Raw genomic sequence first — 19,715 nt, forward strand, 5'->3', positions numbered from 1 at the left:
CCTCAAATACTCTCACTGATACGGGCAAAGGCAGAGTTCAGATCCATACCTTGACCCGCCTTGGCCTGATTCAGTCCTTTCTCCATCATCTGGTTGAACTGTTCCGCGGAGAGTTCGTCCTGCGTTGGAAGAGCGGGAATACGGAAGGAATAGGGGATGCTGTTTGTCATAATAATCTGTCGATAAAGAGAATCGATCAGCACAGATACCGGGATACCTAACTGATCGAGAATCGCCTCGGCCTTCTGCTTGATCTCGGGTTGGACCCTTGCCGTTACATTGGCTGTTTTGGCTGCCATAAAGGACACCACCTTTCCAAAACTATTATATTCATTTGTATAGCGTTTTGCAATACATTTCATCGAGAACATAGAGGTGGATTTTCTATCCACAGATTAAGAAACCTTAAGAAAATGTTCATGAGCATCCTCCATTCACTGTGATATAATTTCAGGACTTCACCAAGGTATAGCCGGAGGATATGATATGAAACGCATCATCACAAATGGGATTACGAATCTGGAGCCGCTGCCTGGCAGCAGCGAATGGTACTGGGGCACCGACTATGCCAGCAACGATTTATATGAGGCCGAGGAACTGTTCCACAGCGGCCATCCCATCGACAAAAACCGGCTTGTCCTGGTCCACTGCCCGGAGGGCACGGTCTATGAGCCGGTATGCACAAAGCCGGGGCAATATCTTGGAAGACCGGTGTATCACGACGGGCGGGTGGTACTGCTTCTGGTGGATTTTCCAAAGGAAGAGATTCGTATTCTGACCTTCCATGAAGCACAGGAAACCACGGAGCCGCTGGCGGTGTTGCCTCTCTCAATCGTGGCGGACTGCTATAATCTCATGCTGGAGGCATCACCGCTTATGCTGACCCGGTCAGCCCACGACAATCAGTTTCAGATTATCTGGCCGGAACGCCGGGACTTTGCCATAGAGGACCATGAGTTTTTTGAGTTTCTGGAAGGAAACAGGCTGTATACTTCGGTTTGGTATGAGGTCCCGGACTATCGGGAGGAGCTTCTGGTGCGGGATTATGATACCGGGGAACTGCTGGAGCGAATCCCGGGGAGCTTCCGACGAATGCCGAACGGCCAGAGGTGGCTCCTGGTGTGAGGAGGAACCTATGAAACCGGATATTGAGAAAACACGGGCCTATTACCACAATCTTGGCCCAGAGAACATCTGTGATTGCGCCTACTGCCAAAACTACTGTGCCAGGGTCAAAGCGGCCTATCCGGAGGTGGCCCGGTATCTGGACTCCCTGGGGGTAGACATTGAAAAGCCCTTTGAAACCTCTCCGCTGGAGCCGGACGAGAACGGATACCTGGAGTACTGCGTCTGCCAGTATGTGGTCTTTGGCAGCTGCCCCAAGGACTTCACCCACCGGATCGGGGATGTGACCTTTGGCCGCTCGGACTGCCATCCCAATACAGGAATTGATGAGGAGCACTTTGTGCTGGACTTTTATCCCATCAGGCTGCCGTTTGAGGAGCCGGAAAGCGAGGATATTGACCTATGAAATGTTTGGATTGCGGCGCTGAGATGGAGCAAGGCACGGCGGAGTGCGTTGGCGCTGGTTTTGAGAGCTGGTATGAGTTCACCTCAGAGACAGAGAAGGCGAAAAAGGGAATTGCGGGATTGTTCACCCGGCAGACCATCACCATTCCGTCTACCCTGGCGGAGCACCCCGCATGGCATTGTCCCAGGTGCAGAAAAGTTTTGATGTGGGTAGACAGTAAGGAATAAACGCGGAGCAAAACGGAGGCAAAGGATGGAGCAAATATTTAAAAAATGGTATCCTCATGATAACCTGGACACGATGTACGATGTGGACGATATATGGATGAGGCCGGATGGATACACCTTGATTTTGCTGCCGGATGGGAGATACAAAGAGAAGCTGGAAGGGCAGCGGCTGATGCTCACATGGGAATCCATCGTCAGCTATCAACTGTCTGGGAAACGTTACCGGGAAGATCTCTGGATCTCCGATTCTAAGCAGGCATGGTCTTTCTGGAAAAGTACAGACTCCGCATATTTGAATACGCTCCGAGAACGAAGCACCCTGCTTCCTGAGGGCACTGTCCACTGGCTGTTTGTGGGGACCAATCTTGTTGTAGATGTAATTGCAGCGCAGCCGCCTAAGGTCACCGTGATCGCGCCCAGTGCTGGAATTGCTAAGATGCACCGCAAGGAGTTTGAGTTCCAAGGGTGCGTGGAGGTGCCCATGGAGCTTTCAGAGGACCAGTTCCTGGACCGATTCCTGATGTTCATCGAGGAAAATCGCTGGAGCTTCGGCGGCGGTGTACGAACCATCATAGACGGCTGCTATATCAACGCGGACGGCACTCCGGGGAAGCCGGTTTGGCCGGAAGGAGACAAGTAAGGGATACCCTGTAAAATAACGAAAAGAAAGGACGATGAAAGGATGGCACTTGATATATATGCAGCCAAAGACCTTAACCATGCGTTTGAGATTGCGTCGGTGAGGCCCAGAAAAACGATGAAACATCACGTGGTATCAGAACCGGAAGAAATAGGCCACTTCCTGTACGATATCAGAGACGAGCTCACAAACTATACATGCTATTATCAATTCGATCCATACATGGAAATCCAACTGGAAGCAGACCAGGTTCCGGCAATCAAGACTTTTTCGCAATCTATCGTCAAGTGGCTTGAGGAACATGGCGCAGAAGAAAACCGTGTAATTCAGCAATATGGCTTGTCCTTCCCGAAGATCCGGCGTTTTGCGGACGAATTGGGTCATGTATGTGATGTAGCCATGGAGCATGGATACGGATTGTCCGGCCTGGGAGACTAAACAGGCCAGAAGGAAAATGCATATGACAAATCTGCTATACAGCTTAATGCTGTTTAATGAGCGACAGGAAGGCTTTTTCATCGGCCTGTTCGAATCCACTGAAAAGGCCCGGCAAGTGGCGGAACACTACTTATCTGCTCTCTCAGGATTCCGGGATTACCCCTGCACCTATGAGATCACAGAAAAGTTGGTGGTTGGTACAATCGGCCAATCTCAGAAAGTCCATATGATCTGGGGCTGGGACGAGGACGAAGACGGGACTGAGACAGGCGTCTGGAGCAGCACCTGCTATGCGGATGAGCAAGACGCCCAACAGGCTCTGGAAGAAGCAAGACGGAGTATGAACAAGCAAGAGTGGAGCCTGGATACCTACCTCATTGGTCAATGCCACTGGACAGAGGGCTTTGTAAGAGTCTTTTCTTCAGAATAAGAGCGAAAAAATATATAAGCGAGGAGATCAAACAATGGCTCTAAGTTATGATGAAATGCAGCAACTGTTTGAACAAATGGGGTTCAAAGGTTTTTCTATGCGAGCGTATGATGCAGAGATGGAATATCTTATTTCTGAGGCGGCGGAGGACAATGCAAAAGCGTATTTGATCGATATAGTCCCCGGCGACCTTGAATACGGACAGAATGATGGGATAGCTTTACTGGAAAAGCATTATTATAAAGAGGCTAATATGGCTCGTCTGCTTCGTAAGTGGTTGGATATTGTTCTCCATTTTTCATGTTACTATCCGCTGGAGACTGTTCTGGTTACTGGCGTAGGCTTACCAGATATAGAAGATTTCAAAGAACAAACGCCCAATGAAGAAGGATATTTCCTTGAAATCCCGATGGAATCCATCGATGACATGGATGAACTGTCTGACCTGGTGTTTCAAAAGACCTTTGGAACTATGAGATTCTTGTTCCCGGCACTTGATATGGTGATTCATATTGAAACCGGCGAAGTATACAATATTGTTACGCTGAAGAAAATTACAGAAGAAAACCAGACTGCCGTAGAACTCCTACGAAAACTGGTGGAGGCTCAGGGGATGTTTCTTGTGTAGAGGAGGATGGTGTGTCATGAGCGAGATGTTGCTGAACGGGATACCGTTTGATGATTACTTTGAAAAGTACAAAATATTAGAGAAAACCAAGCAGTTCATGATGGAGTACCTGAAAAAATGGTACGATGATAATCCGGAGGATTTTCAGAAAGAAATGAGGGCAGATTACCGGACTGTAGCGGAAACTTACCAGTTTAAGCGCAAAATTGCCGCATTCGAGAAAAATTATATGTATGACTCGCCCTTACTCTGCATCGCTTTCAGTATGGACATCTACGATGATGAGGGCGATTATGTGGCAATTTACACCGCAATTTTTGATCTTAACGGCAACTACATTGATGATCTAATGCGCTGATCGTGATGACATGATACTTCCAAGAGGAATTACAGGATTTTGGGGCACGGACACCGCTCCGCCGCCGCATTTGGACGAAAAAGCGTTCTGCCAGATGTGCTACTCCATTGCCATGGAAAATGGTGGGGCTGTGACGGAAGTGGATACGGATACTGCCGCAAGGAACTTCTATTCTGCCAAACTCAGCCGGTATGACCAGTCCGTCTTTATTTTGCAGAACATCCATTATCCCTACATAGCTTTTGCACAGCGGGACGCCGCCAGCAGATTTGTTCTCATCAGTCCACCGGATTGGTTGCAGCTGTCGGATGACCCAGTGCGGGTTCTGAGCCCCAACGAGCTGAACCAAGACTGGCACGGCCTGTGTGGGGAGCTGAACCCGGAAGAACTGGAGCAGATCCGTTATTGGAATCCGCAGACGGCAGGCGAGATCATATTTAACACTTGGGATTGACAGGAAAACTGGTCGATGTTAATTTTATCATCGGCCAGTTTAATTATATCATTTTAGAAAAATGATATAATTAAAGCAAAAGCCACTCGTCAAACATTTTTAGCGTAATTTTCTTAGAGCATTAAAGATAAAAACAGCCCAGATAGACAAACAGCCCGGCCTGTGAATGAAACAGGCCGGGCTTAATTATTGTGGGAGTTATTTTCAGACCTTTAAGATATTTGTCGCAAGAGCTTGCGATATTTTCTTGTGTATGATGATATATTTTGCTATAATTGAATCAAAATTTTATACCCTGGAGGACACGCAAATGGCTGTTTCATACAACAGACTTTGGAAATTGTTGATCGACAAAAAGATGAGTAAGGCAAGCCTGCGAAAAGCAGCTGGGATTGCCCCCAACACGATGACAAAACTAAGCCGTGATGAAACAGTTACCCTTGCGGTACTGGAAAAGATCTGCGCTGTGGTCGATGCGGACTTTGGCGACATTATGGAATATATCCCGGAGGAAAAACATGATTAACATTCGTAAATTAGAAGCCGAACTGTGGGAGTCCGCTGATCTGCTGCGTGCAGGCTCTAAACTAACCTCAAATCAGTATTGTATGCCAGTCCTTGGCCTGATCTTTCTGCGTTACGCGTACAGCCGCTTCAAACTGGTAGAGGCTGAGATTTTGAAGGACCGTCCCATGCGCGGCGGACGGGTGCTGCCAGTGGAAGCCAGCGACTTTGCCTCCCGCAGTGCCCTGTTTCTTCCTCGTGAGGCTCAGTATGCCTATCTGGTGGAGTTGCCGGAGAACATCCCCGCTGCCGGGCTGACCAACTGGCGGGGCGAGGTCATGAACAGTCTGGGTGAGGTGGTCAATAATGCAATGGAGCTGGTAGAACAGCAGAGCGAACAGCTCTCCGGCGTGCTGCCCAAGGACTACACCATGTTCTCAGATGAACTGCTGGCCGAGCTGCTGCGCATCTTCAACAACAGCGCTCTGGACGAGGTGGGCGGCGACATTGTGGGCCGGATCTACGAGTACTTCCTCAATAAATTTGCCAAGAATATTGCCCAGGACGACGGTGTGTTCTTTACCCCCAAGTCCCTGGTCAAGATGATCGTCAACGTGTTGGAGCCCACCCAGGGTATCCTGCTGGACCCGGCCTGTGGCAGCGGCGGGATGTTTGTCCAGACCGGTGACTTTGTGGAGCACGCCGGAATGCGAGCCAACAACACCATGACTTTCTATGGGCAGGAAAAGGTGGAGTATAACGCCCAGCTTTGCCTGATGAACCTGGCGGTCCACGGCCTGACCGGCGTGGTGAAGTCGGGCGACGAAGCCAACACCTTCTATCACGACGCCCACAATCTGGCGGGCGAGTGCGACTATGTGATGGCAAATCCCCCCTTCAATGTGGACAAGGTGAAGTCGGAGTCCGCCCAGAGCGCCGGGCGGCTGCCCTTTGGTTTGCCCTCTGTCAACAAGAACAAAGAGGTGGGCAACGCCAACTACCTGTGGATCTCCTACTTCTATGCCTACCTGAATGAGCAGGGCCGGGCGGGCTTTGTTATGGCCTCCTCCGCTACCGACAGTCAGGGCAAGGACAAGGACATCCGGGCACAACTGGTAAAAACCGGTCATGTGGACGTGATGGTTAGCGTGGGCAACAACTTTTTCTACACCAAGAGCCTGCCCTGTTCCTTGTGGTTCTTCGATAAGGGAAAAAGGGAAGAACTGCGGGACAAAGTGCTGTTCATTGATGCCCGGAACTATTACACCGTGGTGGACCGCACCCTGAACGAGTGGAGCGAGTGGCAGCTGAAGAACCTGAACGCCATTGTGTGGCTGTATCGGGGTGAGGTGGACAAGTATCAGGCGTTGGTGAAGGAGTATGACCGGGCCTTGGTACATCATGTAACGCTGATGCATGCCAATGAACTGCTGTCTGCCGTCCATGAGAGAAAGAACTTTTCTGAAGTTGTAACCGCTTTTGAGGATTACCGGAAGCGGCAGCAGGAGCTGGCCAAATTTGATTTGGAAAAGGTCGTTCGGAAAGATAAGAAAAAGACCCAGGCCCTGTGGGATGAAAAGCTGGCCGTCATTGACGAAGCCATTGTAACTGCGAAAGAGGCCGCTTGGCTGACGGAGAAATTCGGCGAGGGCGAATATGCCGACATTCCCGGCCTGTGTAGGGTAGCCACGCTGGGGGAGATCGAAGCCAAGGGCTATTCCCTCACCCCCGGCGCCTATGTGGGCGTAGCCCCCACTGAGGACGACGGTGTGGATTTTCACCAGCGCATGGCCGAGATCCACCAGGAACTGCGCTCCTTGCAGGAGGAATCCAACCGCCTGATGGAGACCATCTCGAAGAATTGGGAGGAGATGGGGCTGTGAGTTGGGAGAAAGTAAAGTTAGGGGAAATTAGTCTCTGCATTCAGCCTGGACCATTTGGCTCGCAGTTGCACAACTCCGATTATGCAGATGAAGGGACTCCGATTGTTATGCCCAAAGATATGGTTGATGGGCATATTCGACATACGGGGCTAATCAGAGTACCAGAAGAACATGTAACGAGGCTTCAGCGTCATCAAGTTTATGAGGGCAACCTTATGGTTGCACGAAAGGGCGATGTACGCAAATGTGTTTACATTACGCAAAACGAAAATGGCTGGTTGACGGGAAGTGATTGCCTAAAGGTTGCGCTAAATGAAAGTTGTTGTTTTCCCAAGTACATATATTATCAGTTAAGAAGCCCCTATATAGGGAAATGGCTGGAACAAATTTCAATCGGAGCAACTATGCCGAGCATAAATACAGGGTTGCTTAGCAGCATTGAGATATATTTACCACAGCTTGACACCCAGCGCAGGATTTCCGATATTCTTTCCACCTATGACGATCTGATCGAGAACAATCGAAAGCAGATCAAACTGCTGGAAGAAGCGGCCCAGAGACTGTATCAAGAGTGGTTTATAGACCTGCGCTTCCCTGGCCATGAGCACACTAAAATCGTGGACGGTGTGCCAGAGGGGTGGGAAATTTATCGTTTTTCTGACAAAGTAGATATTATGAGCGGCGGGACACCCAAAACGGACAATCCAAACTATTATAATGGAACAATTCCTTTCTATACCCCCAAAGATAGTGATGGTGCATTCTTTGCATTTAAAACTATTACCAATATTACCGAGGAAGGGCTAAATAATTGCAATAGTCGCCTTTATCCTAAAAATACAGTAATTATTACAGCCAGAGGTACTGTTGGGAAAACTACATTGCTTGGTGTTCCCATGGCCATGAATCAGTCTTGTTACGCACTAAAGTCTGATGAAATTTCTGCTCCATACTATCTGTTTTTTGCATTGAATAAGGAGATCGCTTCTCTAAAAGCAATGTCCAATGGTGGAGTATTCAATACCATTATTGTAAAGACCTTTGATAGTATCCATATTACAATTCCTTCAAATAATCTAATAACAACATTTGAAACTTTTGTGACGCCCATTATGGAACAGATAAAAGTGAAAATAAAAGAAAACTTCGCTCTATCAGAAGCCCGTGACCGACTATTGCCCAAGCTAATGAGCGGAGAAGTGGAGGAGTAAACCATGGTATTTTCTCAAAGAAATGCTTATGTAGAAAAAACAATTCGATTAGAAACGGTAGATAGAAAACTGAAACAACGAATTATCAGCGCGTTTCTAAAACATGAATTTAATTCATATGAAAGTTCTGACTGGTCGTATTATGGAGACGAGATTCACGACTTAATAATCAAAATTGGCGCACCAAATCAGTTCTCCTCATTAGAAACAGTCAAACAGCAAAATATAATAAATTTACAGAACTATTTGATGGAATCAAGTGAGTGGTACAAAATATTTGATTTTATTGAGTATTATTTAGAATGCGTATCTACCACCAAAGTAGACGAAGTAACAAGTGTGATAAATCGTATTTTAGAAGAAGAGTCCTATGGCTATAGGGTGCTCGATAAACAGGTTATACCTATCACTAATGTACAGGAACTATCCACCATTCATGAAGCACATTCGACTCTATTTGATTCAGTAAATAAGCATTTTAGCAAAGCGCTTGATTTATATGCTGACAGAACAGAGCCTGATTATGAAAACTCAATTAAAGAATCTATTAGTGCAGTTGAAGCTATGTGCTGTATTATTACCGGTGAAACAGGATCACAAGCAACATTAGGAAAGACAATTAAGAAGTTGAAGGACAAGGGAATACATATTCATCCGGCGATGGAAAGCGCGTTTTCTTCCTTATACGGTTATACATCTGATGAAGATGGTATCAGACATGGAAGCATAGGATTCACAAACGCCCCTGCCGAGGACGCAAAATATATGTTGGTTTCCTGCTCGGCATTTGTAAATTATCTGATTGAAAAATGGTCCAAGGTTAGCGATTAAAATCATCGTTGAATTGATTATTTGCTGCATGGAGGTGTTACTATGTCCCGAGGCAAATCTGTTACAAAACTTCTACTTGATTCCTCACAAGCAGCACTTTTTGCCGGAATTGAAATTCATAACAAGCCGCATATTTCCTATCGATACTCTACTGCTGTTATACTAATTATAAATGCCTGGGAACTGGCATTAAAGGCCTATGTCTACAAGTTCATTTCGAAAAAAGGCATCTATGAGAATAAAAAAGACCCCAACCATACAATTACATTCACAAAAGCGCTAACATTAGTGCGTGACCATGTAAATACATCTGAAAAGAACAAGAAATTTCAGGCCGTATACGAGAACTTAGAGCGTTTAAATGAATACCGCTGCTCCAATGTGCATTTCTTCGAAAAATCACTTGATCCTGTTATGTTTATGCTTATTTGTAAAGCAGTGCTGAATTATGATGCCTTTCTAAAAAAATATTTTAAAAAAGACATTTCCAAGGATGATAACTTGATTATTTTGCCGGTTGGAATGAAATTGCCATTTGACCCCATAGACTACTTGAAACAAGACTATGGACGAGCTCATAATGAATTTGTAAATGACGTGATACAATCCATCAAGGGCTTGCATGAAGCAGGAGTTCAGGATAGCATTGTAGTTGGGTTCAATATTATTACAGAAAAAGTTCGTGATACGAAAAATGCAGATATTATTGCGGCATTGAGTAAAGATCCTGCAGCAGTTGCTTTATATAGAAAAATCCGTCCTACTGATGATCCTAATGCACCAGTGTTTCGAGTTGAGCCCGATATTCCACCGTTACGATATGAAGACTTGCGATCGAAAGCCAAAGAGAAAAATCCGGACATCAAGTTTGGGAAGATTTTTAATATGGCGATGAAAAAGATAAAGGCTGATAAACGCTACTGCCAACCTAATTATCTCGATCCACATAACAAGGCTGGAACAAAGAAAGATTTTTACACATTAGAGGCAGTTGATGCTTTACTTGCGGAATATGAAAAATTGCAGGCAGTCACATGACTGCCGACTACTAAAGGCGTTGAGCAAGAAATGGAGGTGTGGATTTGACAGAAGAAATTTATAAGGATTTGATTGCGGCCGTCAGCCAATTATCTGAAAAAAGCGTATTGGATTATGTTATCGCTATAGCGCCAATAGTGTTATCTACTGTTGCAGTAATTATTTCCCTCAGTATTGCATATCGGCAAAATAGGATCGATTTGTTTGAAAAAAGATTTGAGGTATATGCGGAAATACAACGATGCCTCGCTTTTCAACGATTGCTTACAGATGCCCGTAGTCCTCAAAAAGCGTATGATGCATTCTGTGCGGCGTATGGTTGTGATGAGTCAATTGACTTTTTAAAACATGGATGGGCAGTTAAAAAGTATATTCCAATTGAAAAGCAACTAATGCAGTCACATTTTTTATTTAATGGCATAGATGAAAAAATGCTATCAAATGTTTGCAGAAGTTTGCTCGCCGTTTTATTGCAAATTGAGACTCAAGAAGATTTGCAATATCAAAAATTACAATTCAATAAAAGTACTACAGAACTGTTGCAACAGTTTTGTAAAATACATGATCAATTGAAACTAAAGTAATCCAAAATTATATAGGGGGGATTCTATGAGCTACGACTACTCCGAAAATATCCTTGTTCAGGAGAGTACCGGGCACCTGCTGGAGCGGGAGCTGGGCTGGGAGATAGCCTTTGCCTACAATACTGAACAGCTGGGCAAGGATGGCACTTTTGGCCGGACAAGCTACCGGGAAATCCTGCTCACGCGGTATTTTCGGCAGGCCATCCAGCGGCTGAACCCGTGGCTCACCTCCGCCCAGCTGGACGAGGCCCAGAAGAAGATGGAAAGCCATCTCTCCACCGCCTCCCTCATGCAGATCAACGAGGAGAAATACACCCTCATTCGGGACGGCATTTCCGTTACCGTGCAGCGCCCCGGCGGCAGAACTGAGGAGAAGAGAGCGGCGGTCATCGACTTTCAGAACCCGGAAAACAACCACTTTCTGGCCATCAAGGAACTGAAAATCCACGGCGATCTCTACCGCCGCCGCACGGATATCGTGGGCTTTGTGAACGGAATCCCCCTGCTGTTTGTGGAGCTGAAGAAGAACACGGTGGATGTTCAGGACGCCTATACCAATAACTACACCGACTACCTGGACACCATCCCCCACCTGTTCTACTACAACGCCTTTCTCATCCTTTCCAACGGCCTGGAGGCCAAGGTGGGCACCCTGGGCAGCAAGTATGAGTTCTTCCATGAGTGGAAGCGCCTCAGTGAGCAGGAGCAAGGCAGTGTGGCTCTGGAAACCATGCTGCGGGGTATCTGTAAAAAGGAAAACTTCCTGGATCTGCTGGAAAACTTCATCCTCTTCGACCACTCCGGCGGACGCACCGCAAAGATCCTGGCCCGCAATCATCAGTATCTGGGTGTCAATGAGGCGGTTAAGGCCTACGAGGCTCGGAAACTAAACAACGGCAAGCTGGGTGTCTTCTGGCACACCCAGGGCAGCGGCAAGAGCTATTCAATGGTGTTCCTGGCCCAGAAGATCCGACGGAAGTTCGCAGGCTCGCCTACCATTGTCATCCTCACTGACCGGGATGAGCTGAACAAGCAGATCAGTGACACTTTTGAAAACTGCGGTCTGCTGGGTAAGACCAAAGCCAGCCAGTTTATCGCCACCAGCGGCGAGGATCTGGTACAGAAATTGAAGGGCAATCCCAGCTTCATTTTCACCCTCATTCAGAAATTCAACAAGGCAAACCCAGAACCAATCTATCCCGACCACGATATCCTCATCATGTCTGACGAGGCCCACCGCAGCCAGTACGGCATCTTTGCCGACAATATGACGGCGCTGCTGCCTACCGCCTCACGGATTGGCTTTACCGGGACGCCTCTGCTGTCCAACGACAACATCACCGAGCGCACCTTTGGTGGATACATATCGGTGTATGACTTCAAGCGGGCGGTAGAGGATGGCGCTACAGTTCCTCTGTACTATGAGAACCGGGGCGATAAGATCGCGGATCTGCACAACCCGGAGATCACCGACCGGATTCTGGACGCCATCGAGCGGGCCGATCTGGATGTGGATCAGCAGGAAAAGCTGGAGCGGGAATTTGCCAAGGAGATCCATCTGCTGACCGCTCAGCAGCGCCTGGAGTCTATTGCAAAGGATTTTGTGGGCCATTATTCCGATCTGTGGACCAGCGGCAAGGCCATGTTCGTCTGCCTGAACAAGGTCACCTGTGTCCGGATGTATGATCTGGCTCACAAATACTGGGCGGAGGAGATCGCCAGACTGGAACAGAAGATCAAGCACGCCACCCAGCAGGAGGCCCAGGAGCTGAGCCGCAAGCTGGAGTGGATGAAAGAAACCGAGATGGCAGTGGTCATCAGCCAGGAGCAGAACGAGATTCAGACGTTCCAGAAGTGGGGCTTGGACATCAAGACACACCGACAGAAGATGGAAAAACGGGAACTGGACAAGGAGTTCAAAGATCCTGCCAATCCCCTGCGGGTGGTGTTTGTGTGCGCTATGTGGCTCACCGGCTTTGATGTGAAGTGCCTGTCCTGTCTGTATCTGGACAAGCCCCTTAAAGCCCACACCTTGATGCAGACCATTGCACGGGCCAACCGTGTGTCAGAGGGCAAGAGCAACGGCCTCATTGTGGACTATATCGGTATTGTAAAGGCTCTGCGGAAGGCCTTGGCGGACTACACTGCTAATGTAGGCGGGCAGGGCGGCACCGATCCTACAGTGGACAAAGAAGAACTGATTGCCCGAATTCTGGATACCATCTCAGCGGCAAAGGACTATTTACAGCAGCATGATTTCTGTTTGCAGGATCTGATCGATGGAAAGGATTTTGAAAAACTGGCACTGCTCCAGGAAGCAGCCAATGCAGTGAGCGGTACCTTGGAGGAACGAAAGCAGTTTCAGACTTATGCTACTGAGTTGGTCCGCCTGATAAAGTATGCTGACAGCCAGGATGTTTCTTCGGCAGACAGGAAGGAATATGAAGCCATCGTGGCCATCTTCCATGAGCTGCAGAAAAAGCGCAAGAGCGCCAGCAATGTGGATCTGATGGTGGAGATCAACAGTATTATCAACGAATATGTGCAGGTGGATTCACCCGGAGAGGGAATTGTCCCTTCCCGCCAGTTTGACATCAGCAAAATTAATTTCGATTTGCTCCGGAGAGAGTTTGCAAGAGCAAAGAAGAAAAATCTGATTCTCAAAGACCTGGATGACCTCATCCAAGAGCGTCTTGATAAGCTGCTGTTTTCTAACCACCTGCGTATCAATTACTACGAGCGGTACCAGCAGATCATCGAGGACTACAACAGTGAGCAGAATCGGGCTACCATAGAGAAAACCTTCATGGATCTGATGGATCTGGCCAACAGCATGGATCAGGAGGAGCAGCGGTATGTCCGGGAGGGTTTCTCCAGTGATGAAGAATTGTCCCTCTATGATCTCTTGTTTTCTGAAAATCTTTCCAAACAGGATATTCAGAAGATCAAACAGGTAGCAGTTGATCTTCTGGCAAAGGTGAAGGCCAAAATCGCGGAGCTGGATCACTGGACGGACAAGCAGGAAACCAAAGCCGCGGTAGACAACCTCATTCGGGATACCTTGTGGGCGGAATTGCCGGAGTGCTACGACGAGGTCAGTATTTCTGGATACCGCCAAAAAATCTATGAATATGTGTATACCCGTTATCCCGATGTTGCGTAATGCATGGAGATATACTGGTGCTGTAGGCCTTCATGCAGTTTTGCAAGCAAGACGAGTAAACCTATATGGCGAAGTATCGGTGCTGTAAATTTCCTCCACAGTGGTATTTGGGTAGAAAACCTCCTCAAATTCTGTGTGGGAATAAACAATAAAAAGAGGAGGTGCGGAAATGGCGGGCAGGCGGATTAGTGCTGGATACTATCGACGGTACGACGGTAAAGTGGTCTATGTTATCTCACTGGCCACCGACGCCGACACTGACGAAGAGATGGTCGTCTGGACCACCTACCCCTTTGCGGCTGTCCCCAGATACTACACCTCCAGCAAAAAATCCTTCTGCGCTTTTATCGAAGTGAACGGCGAGCGGAAAGCTAAGTATAAGCGATTGCTCAATATGAAGATATCAGGGGAGGCCATAGAGCGTCTGGAGGAAGAGGGCTTCCGGGGACCGGTACGTAAACGAAAAAATCGGCAACTGGATGAAGCTTATGACTCCCGAGATTATCAGCAGTCTCTTACCTACTACGCATACGCAAAAGATCTCTGTGAGCACTACAACTTTGACTGGAACAAATATCGCCTCTGTGTGAAGGAAAAGAGATTTGCCGCCATCACCAAAAGTGACTTCGCCAAGCTGAAAGAGGACCTACAGTTTCTGGACAATGCCCTGAAAACGGTGCTGACTGCATACCAGGATTATTTCCGGGAGCGGTTCGTGGACGGCCTGTCCATCCGCAAGTACGCGGATGCCCATCAGCTGAACCGTGGCAGCGTGGACTATCAGCAAAAGAAATTCTTCTCTGCTCTGGCCTCTCTGCTGAAAGAGCGGGACGAGGCGGAGGGAACATGCCGGCTGCTGAAACCAGCACAAAAGTAAATAATCTAACCTCAAACGGAGCGCCTGCGGCAAAGCAGACGCTCCGTTTTTCTGTCAAGTGTATGTCAATAGGATGTGATTTCCCCAATACAAGTAGAGAGGCAATTCGGGCGCCATCCAAAAGTTATGTCAAATCTATGTCACACGCAAATGTTTGCGGCTAAAGAAGTAGGGGGAGATTTGACAGCATGGAGTATACGGTGGTTATTTGCCAGCAAGATTGCTAAGTCAAATCGCTCCAGTTTGGTCAAAGCTCTGAAATTTATTCTTCCGGCTTTCTAAAACTGCTCTTCCTCCTCCTGTATATTTGTAAAGCTTCCTGCTTGACGGGAAATAGGATGAAAGGAGATGGTCAACATGAAAGAATCTGTCTACAAAAGTTACGACGAACTGCCGCTGTTTCTCAATTCGGAATTGGTGGCGAAGGTACTGGGCGTATCGCCGTCCAGTGGGTATGAACTGATGCACGAACCGGACTTCCCGGTACTGCGTGTGGGCAGCCGCATGGTGGTGCCTAAAGAAAGATTTATTCAGTGGGTGGAGGAGCATACGGGAGGTGCAGGATGAAGTACATGGGAAACTTTTTCTCTCTGCCAAATGAGATCTTTCTCTTGGGACTGAGTTCCGGCGAGTTGGCGGTGTACTGCTATCTGCGCCGGTGCGAGAACCAGAAGACGCACCAGTGCTGGCCCAGCTACAAGACCATCGGGGAGGCAGTCGGTATGTGCGCAAATACCGTGAGCCGGTATGTGAAAAAGCTGGAGGAGCATGGGCTCATTGTAGTGGAGCCCACTAAGGTCACAACAAAGGCTGGTGTGACGCGCAACGGGACCTTGCAGTTCACATTGCTCCCACCTCAGAATGTGATTGCCCGGCACTACGAGGAAAAGCTGGCGGAACTGGAACTGACAACAGAACGGCAGCGGGTGCAAAAGTGCCTGGAGCAGCAGGCCAAGAACAGCCCGTATTCCCCAGCGTAAGGCGCTGTGTGCCTTCTTTCGGTGTTGGGCAGAGTCCCTGCCCCACCAGGGGCTTTTGAGGCGGAATTGGGCCGCTTTCGGAAATGTCTCTGGGGACGAAAGAAAAAGCAGGATAAAGGCAAGGCGTCGACCGCGACGCCTTTGGCCGGTCACAACTGCCCGCAGTGCGGGCAGTTTCAGGAGTTTCTGTGGGCGTTGGAAATGGGGTCAAAATCAGAGAGCAAACAGAGTTTTGCGGTCGTTATCCCCCAATGCTTACTCCCACAAGGAAAAAACAGGGGTCAAGCCCCGGAAAGGAGATCATGATGAGCAAAAAAGAGAAATTTCCTCTCTACCTCTCACCGGAGAAAAAAGCAACTTTGGAACGACGATATACGGAAGATGGCAGCCGCAGTCTCACCGCTTTTATTGAGAATGCCATCGACTTTTATCTGGACTATCTCAGCGCCAACAACGCCGGATTGTTTCTTCCCACCTCGGTTCAGTCCTACCTGGACGGCCGGCTGGATCAGTTTGAAAATCGCATGGCGTCGCTGCTGTTCAAGCAGGCGGTGGAACTGGACATGGGTATGAGCACGCTGGCCGACTGCGTCAAGCTGGACGAGGAGTATCTGCGCCGCCGCCGCGCCAACAGCATCGCCAATGTGAAGCGCACCAACGGCAGGCTGCGGTTCGAGCAGATCGTGAGAGATGCCAACGGGAGTGATGATGAGTGGCGAGACTGATTGTCAAGAGTCCCTACATCAAGTGCGGCGGCGGTCAAGGTGCGGGCGGCTACATGAAGTATATTGCCACGCGGGAACGGGTGGAGATCATTCCAGATGACCGTCCGCCCACCCGCAAGCAGGAGCAGCTCATCACTAAACTGGTGAACGATTTTCCTGACACAAAAGGTTTGTTGGAGTATGAGGACTACACTACTCGTCCCACCAAGGCCAATGCCTCGTCTCTCATCACTCTGGCTTTGGAGGAGAACTGGTCCCAAGTACAATCATCTGAGGGCTACGCAAAATACATTGCCACTCGTCCTCGCGCTGAGCGTCTGGGTAACCATGGACTGTTTGGAGATGAGGATAGTGTGGATCTGGACAAGGCCATGTCGGAACTGGAGCACTACACAGGAAATGTGTGGACGCACATCATCTCGCTCCATCGGGAGGACGCGGAGCGCCTGGGCTATAACAACGCCCAGGCGTGGCGTTCTCTCCTGCGTACACACCGCAATGACATTGCTACTGCCATGCAGATCCCGCTCCAGGATTTCCGTTGGTACGCCGCCTTCCATGACGAGGGTAAGCACCCCCATGTGCACATGATGGCGTGGTCGACACAGCCGGGAGAAGCATATCTGACACGGGACGGCATCCGCAATATCAAATCCACACTCACCAATCAGATCTTCAAACAGGAGATGCTCCATCTCTACGAACAGAAGTCTGAAAGCAGAGATGAACTGGTGCGGGAGACGCGAAATGCCATGCTGGAGTTATCACAGCAGATGAGTGAGTCGGTCTGTGAGCATCCAGAGGCAGAGCAGATGATGCTGGATCTTGCGCAACAGTTGGGTGATGTGAAAGGTAAGAAGTCCTATGGGTATCTTCCAAAATCGGTGAAAAAGCAGGTAGACGAGATCGTAGACCAGATGGAACGGCTGCCGGTTGTGAACGAGTGCTACCAGAAGTGGTGGGACCTGCAGTGCAGAGTAAGTGACCTCTATTCAGAGAAGAAACGCCAGCGTCCGCCGCTGTCTCAGCAGAAAGAGTTCCGCGCTATTAAAAACGCAGTGATCCAGGAGGCCGAGCGTATTCGGCAAAATCAAATTTTCTTTGAGGACAGGGACATGGAGGATGGCGGTGGCTGGGTAGATGACCGGGAACTCACCTGGGTGTGCTGGGAACTGCGGGGGACGATTGAAAATGAAGAACTGCCTCTCGCGGAACGGGATGCTGCCGCAGCAAAGATGGAACAACTGGCCCAAACGGGTGACGCACATGCGCAATATTTTCTGGGACTGTTGTATCGAGACGGCGGACTGCTTGTTCCGGATACAGAGAAAGCCAAACATTGGTTGGAACAGGCAGCAAAGCAGGAGGCCCACGCCGCGCAATACTCCCTGGGCGGATTGCTTCTCTCTGACGATCCGGATGTGCGTGATCCGAGCGAAGGCATCCGTTGGATGAAAGCATCCGTCAAAAACGGAAACGACTACGCTGCCTATGTGTTGGGCAAGGAGTATCTCAGCGGTAAGCATGTGGTGAAGAATTCTGGCACAGCAGCGGAGTATCTCCACCAGGCGGCGCAAGCGGATAACCCTTGGGCACAGTATCTGCTGGGCAAACTGTACCTGATGGGCGAAGGTGTGGAACAGGATGATGACGCCGCCTACGAGTGGTTTCAGGCCGCAGCAGAACAGGGCCACACCTATGCGCAATTTTTTGTGGATCGGATGGAACAGCAGGGACAGCTTGTATCACCCAGCCTGCTGCTCTCGGCTACCCGACTGCTCCATCATATGGGTAACATCTTCCGTGACAATGCGCCAACCACTCCAACCTCGGGTGGTATGCAGATTGACCGCAAGCGTTTCCAGAAGCTTCGGGAAAAGAAAATTGCCCTGGGGCACAAGCCAGATGACCATGAGGAAGAGCAGAATATGGGCGGCATGACCATGGGCGGATGGTAAGAGGCGAAAACAAATACAGTGGAATAATCAGTGAGCCTCCCACACAGTTGCGGGAGGCTCCATCAAAACTCAAATGAAGATTTCGGTTTCTATTCCGCCCACATAGAACTCAGCCATGTCATCCAGGCGCAGGCAGGCCAGACGACGGTGGGGAGCGTTCAGGTTACCGCAGCCACAGTCGATGTCGATGATCCCGTTCCCGTGCCAGATAGAGGAATCCTCGTCCATTCTGCCGGTGAGAAATACTGTAGGGGTGTGGCCGACGATGCAGATGGTGTCCGGATAGGGGCTTACGCTGTCTGGTTCTACCCGGCCCCAGATGCGGGTGTCGTGGTCGTCCCCTGGGAAACCGTGGACAAGATGGAATTTTTGATTGCCCACCGTGAGCTCCAGAGCATCCGGTAATTCAGAGAGGAAACGCAGAATGCGGTTTCGCTTCTGGTGCGTGCAGTGGTAGAGCAGCTCCCGGTAGGTGGTCCCTCCGCCGTTCTGCCGCCACAGGTCGCGGGCACCGAATTCGTTGTGGGGACCGAGGGTGCTCAGACACATCTGCTCGTGGTTGCCCAGGAGCATGGTCATGTTGGAGGCTTCCATGATCTGCTCCAGCAGATCGATGCCACCGGTGCCCCGGTCGATCACATCCCCAAGGATGTATAAATGGTCCGTATCAGAGAACCGGATCTGCTCCAGCATCCGAAGAAAGAAATCCCGTTCTCCGTGGAGATCTGCCATGCAGTAGATCATTCGTTACACCTCCCACAGCTAACACGGAGTAACCGCATCTTACCACAAGCTACGAATCGATACAAGACGGCGCGCAGGACTTGCGCTGCATAAACAAAAATAAGCGCCGGGCAATTGATAACAAATTGATAACTCGCTGGGATTGGGATGGCTATTGACCAAACCTTGTGGTATGTTGTGTCGCTGATAGGAGGCGGTACACATGAACGACTACATGAGAGCCCTGCACCAGAGGTTCTACCGGGAGCCGGATTTCAGTGAGTTAGAAGAGGACATTGAGAACACCCGCCAGGAAGTGCGTGACTGCCTGGACAAGCTGCAGCGGCGCAGGCTCATGCACTTGGTGGATACTCAAAATCTGCTGCGGGAGGAGACTTCCTTGGCCAGCTTTATGGCCGGATTCAAACTGGCCTGGGGACTGAGCAAAGAGCTGGAGGTGGATGGTCTGTATTCCTTCGATGAGGAGGAGACAGAGCGCGTCTGCCGCCAGATGAGAGAGGAGGAATGAAAC

At 49.2% G+C, this 19,715-nt stretch carries 24 protein-coding genes; 22 read left to right on the plus strand and 2 right to left on the minus strand.

From position 1 onward, the window contains the following. Positions 1–2 precede the first annotated feature (2 nt). Entirely contained in the window at positions 3–299 is a 297-nt protein-coding gene (locus WHJ28_RS09495; protein ID WP_340041933.1) for a type II toxin-antitoxin system RelB/DinJ family antitoxin, read from the minus strand. Positions 300–486: 187 nt separating this feature from the next. On the opposite strand from WHJ28_RS09495, the gene WHJ28_RS09500 reads away from it, so the two are divergent. From WHJ28_RS09500 to mobP3, 21 genes are all read left to right on the plus strand, one after another. Beyond that, positions 487–1,125, plus strand: a complete 639-nt coding sequence (locus WHJ28_RS09500) for a hypothetical protein (protein WP_340041934.1) — start codon at positions 487–489, stop codon at positions 1,123–1,125. A 10-nt stretch (positions 1,126–1,135) separates the two neighbouring features. Then, positions 1,136–1,531: a hypothetical protein gene (locus WHJ28_RS09505; protein WP_101691930.1), complete on the plus strand. Its 396-nt coding sequence runs from the start codon at positions 1,136–1,138 to the stop codon at positions 1,529–1,531. Further along, on the plus strand, positions 1,528–1,758 hold the full coding sequence (locus tag WHJ28_RS09510) for a PF20097 family protein (protein WP_101691931.1): 231 nt from the start codon (positions 1,528–1,530) through the stop codon (positions 1,756–1,758). Before WHJ28_RS09505 ends, WHJ28_RS09510 begins: the two co-directional genes overlap by 4 nt. Positions 1,759–1,783: 25 nt before the next feature. Continuing rightward, entirely contained in the window at positions 1,784–2,398 is a 615-nt protein-coding gene (locus tag WHJ28_RS09515) for a hypothetical protein (RefSeq protein ID WP_340041935.1), read from the plus strand. Between the two features lie 42 nt (positions 2,399–2,440). Next, positions 2,441–2,836, plus strand: coding sequence for a hypothetical protein (locus WHJ28_RS09520; RefSeq protein WP_340041936.1), 396 nt, complete (start codon positions 2,441–2,443; stop codon positions 2,834–2,836). Positions 2,837–2,858: 22 nt separating this feature from the next. After that, entirely contained in the window at positions 2,859–3,266 is a 408-nt protein-coding gene (locus tag WHJ28_RS09525) for a hypothetical protein (RefSeq protein WP_340041937.1), read from the plus strand. 34 nt (positions 3,267–3,300) lie between these two features. Further along, the gene (locus WHJ28_RS09530; protein WP_340041938.1) at positions 3,301–3,894 is read left to right on the plus strand and encodes a hypothetical protein; all 594 of its coding nucleotides are present in this window, start codon (positions 3,301–3,303) and stop codon (positions 3,892–3,894) included. Between the two features lie 16 nt (positions 3,895–3,910). Beyond that, positions 3,911–4,252, plus strand: coding sequence for a hypothetical protein (locus WHJ28_RS09535; RefSeq protein ID WP_340041939.1), 342 nt, complete (start codon positions 3,911–3,913; stop codon positions 4,250–4,252). 94 nt (positions 4,253–4,346) lie between these two features. After that, positions 4,347–4,706, plus strand: coding sequence for a hypothetical protein (locus WHJ28_RS09540; RefSeq protein ID WP_340041940.1), 360 nt, complete (start codon positions 4,347–4,349; stop codon positions 4,704–4,706). 310 nt (positions 4,707–5,016) lie between these two features. Next, complete coding sequence (locus tag WHJ28_RS09545; protein ID WP_195278539.1) at positions 5,017–5,232, plus strand: helix-turn-helix domain-containing protein; 216 nt, start codon at positions 5,017–5,019, stop codon at positions 5,230–5,232. After that, positions 5,225–7,093: a class I SAM-dependent DNA methyltransferase gene (locus WHJ28_RS09550; RefSeq protein ID WP_340041941.1), complete on the plus strand. Its 1,869-nt coding sequence runs from the start codon at positions 5,225–5,227 to the stop codon at positions 7,091–7,093. The genes WHJ28_RS09545 and WHJ28_RS09550 overlap by 8 nt, the downstream gene beginning before the upstream one ends. After that, complete coding sequence (locus WHJ28_RS09555; protein WP_340041942.1) at positions 7,090–8,304, plus strand: restriction endonuclease subunit S; 1,215 nt, start codon at positions 7,090–7,092, stop codon at positions 8,302–8,304. The genes WHJ28_RS09550 and WHJ28_RS09555 overlap by 4 nt, the downstream gene beginning before the upstream one ends. Positions 8,305–8,307: 3 nt before the next feature. After that, complete coding sequence (locus WHJ28_RS09560; protein ID WP_340041943.1) at positions 8,308–9,135, plus strand: AbiJ-NTD4 domain-containing protein; 828 nt, start codon at positions 8,308–8,310, stop codon at positions 9,133–9,135. 42 nt (positions 9,136–9,177) lie between these two features. After that, the gene (locus tag WHJ28_RS09565; protein WP_340041944.1) at positions 9,178–10,173 is read left to right on the plus strand and encodes a DUF3644 domain-containing protein; all 996 of its coding nucleotides are present in this window, start codon (positions 9,178–9,180) and stop codon (positions 10,171–10,173) included. A gap of 44 nt (positions 10,174–10,217) precedes the next feature. Next, positions 10,218–10,757, plus strand: coding sequence for a hypothetical protein (locus WHJ28_RS09570; RefSeq protein WP_340041945.1), 540 nt, complete (start codon positions 10,218–10,220; stop codon positions 10,755–10,757). A gap of 25 nt (positions 10,758–10,782) precedes the next feature. After that, positions 10,783–13,920, plus strand: coding sequence for a type I restriction endonuclease subunit R (locus tag WHJ28_RS09575; RefSeq protein ID WP_340041946.1), 3,138 nt, complete (start codon positions 10,783–10,785; stop codon positions 13,918–13,920). A 169-nt stretch (positions 13,921–14,089) separates the two neighbouring features. Further along, a complete protein-coding gene (locus WHJ28_RS09580; RefSeq protein ID WP_340041947.1) occupies positions 14,090–14,797 on the plus strand; it encodes a hypothetical protein in 708 nt (235 codons plus the stop codon). A gap of 357 nt (positions 14,798–15,154) precedes the next feature. Beyond that, positions 15,155–15,364, plus strand: a complete 210-nt coding sequence (locus WHJ28_RS09585) for a helix-turn-helix transcriptional regulator (protein WP_215655125.1) — start codon at positions 15,155–15,157, stop codon at positions 15,362–15,364. Continuing rightward, positions 15,361–15,777: a helix-turn-helix domain-containing protein gene (locus tag WHJ28_RS09590; RefSeq protein ID WP_340041948.1), complete on the plus strand. Its 417-nt coding sequence runs from the start codon at positions 15,361–15,363 to the stop codon at positions 15,775–15,777. The genes WHJ28_RS09585 and WHJ28_RS09590 overlap by 4 nt, the downstream gene beginning before the upstream one ends. Positions 15,778–16,136: 359 nt before the next feature. After that, positions 16,137–16,502 (plus strand): hypothetical protein, encoded by a 366-nt coding sequence (locus tag WHJ28_RS09595; RefSeq protein WP_340041949.1) that lies wholly within the window; start codon positions 16,137–16,139, stop codon positions 16,500–16,502. Next, complete coding sequence (gene mobP3 / locus WHJ28_RS09600; protein ID WP_340041950.1) at positions 16,490–18,460, plus strand: MobP3 family relaxase; 1,971 nt, start codon at positions 16,490–16,492, stop codon at positions 18,458–18,460. Before WHJ28_RS09595 ends, mobP3 begins: the two co-directional genes overlap by 13 nt. Positions 18,461–18,529: 69 nt before the next feature. Here mobP3 and WHJ28_RS09605 read toward each other — a convergent pair whose 3' ends face one another. Then, the gene (locus tag WHJ28_RS09605; protein WP_340041951.1) at positions 18,530–19,204 is read right to left on the minus strand and encodes a metallophosphoesterase; all 675 of its coding nucleotides are present in this window, start codon (positions 19,202–19,204) and stop codon (positions 18,530–18,532) included. A 202-nt stretch (positions 19,205–19,406) separates the two neighbouring features. Between WHJ28_RS09605 and WHJ28_RS09610 the strand changes: the two genes are divergently transcribed. Then, complete coding sequence (locus tag WHJ28_RS09610; RefSeq protein ID WP_204860388.1) at positions 19,407–19,712, plus strand: hypothetical protein; 306 nt, start codon at positions 19,407–19,409, stop codon at positions 19,710–19,712. The last annotated feature ends 3 nt before the right edge of the window (positions 19,713–19,715 follow it).

This window comes from Flavonifractor porci (assembly GCF_037572415.1).
Taxonomy (GTDB): Bacteria; Bacillota; Clostridia; order Oscillospirales; family Oscillospiraceae; genus Flavonifractor; species Flavonifractor porci.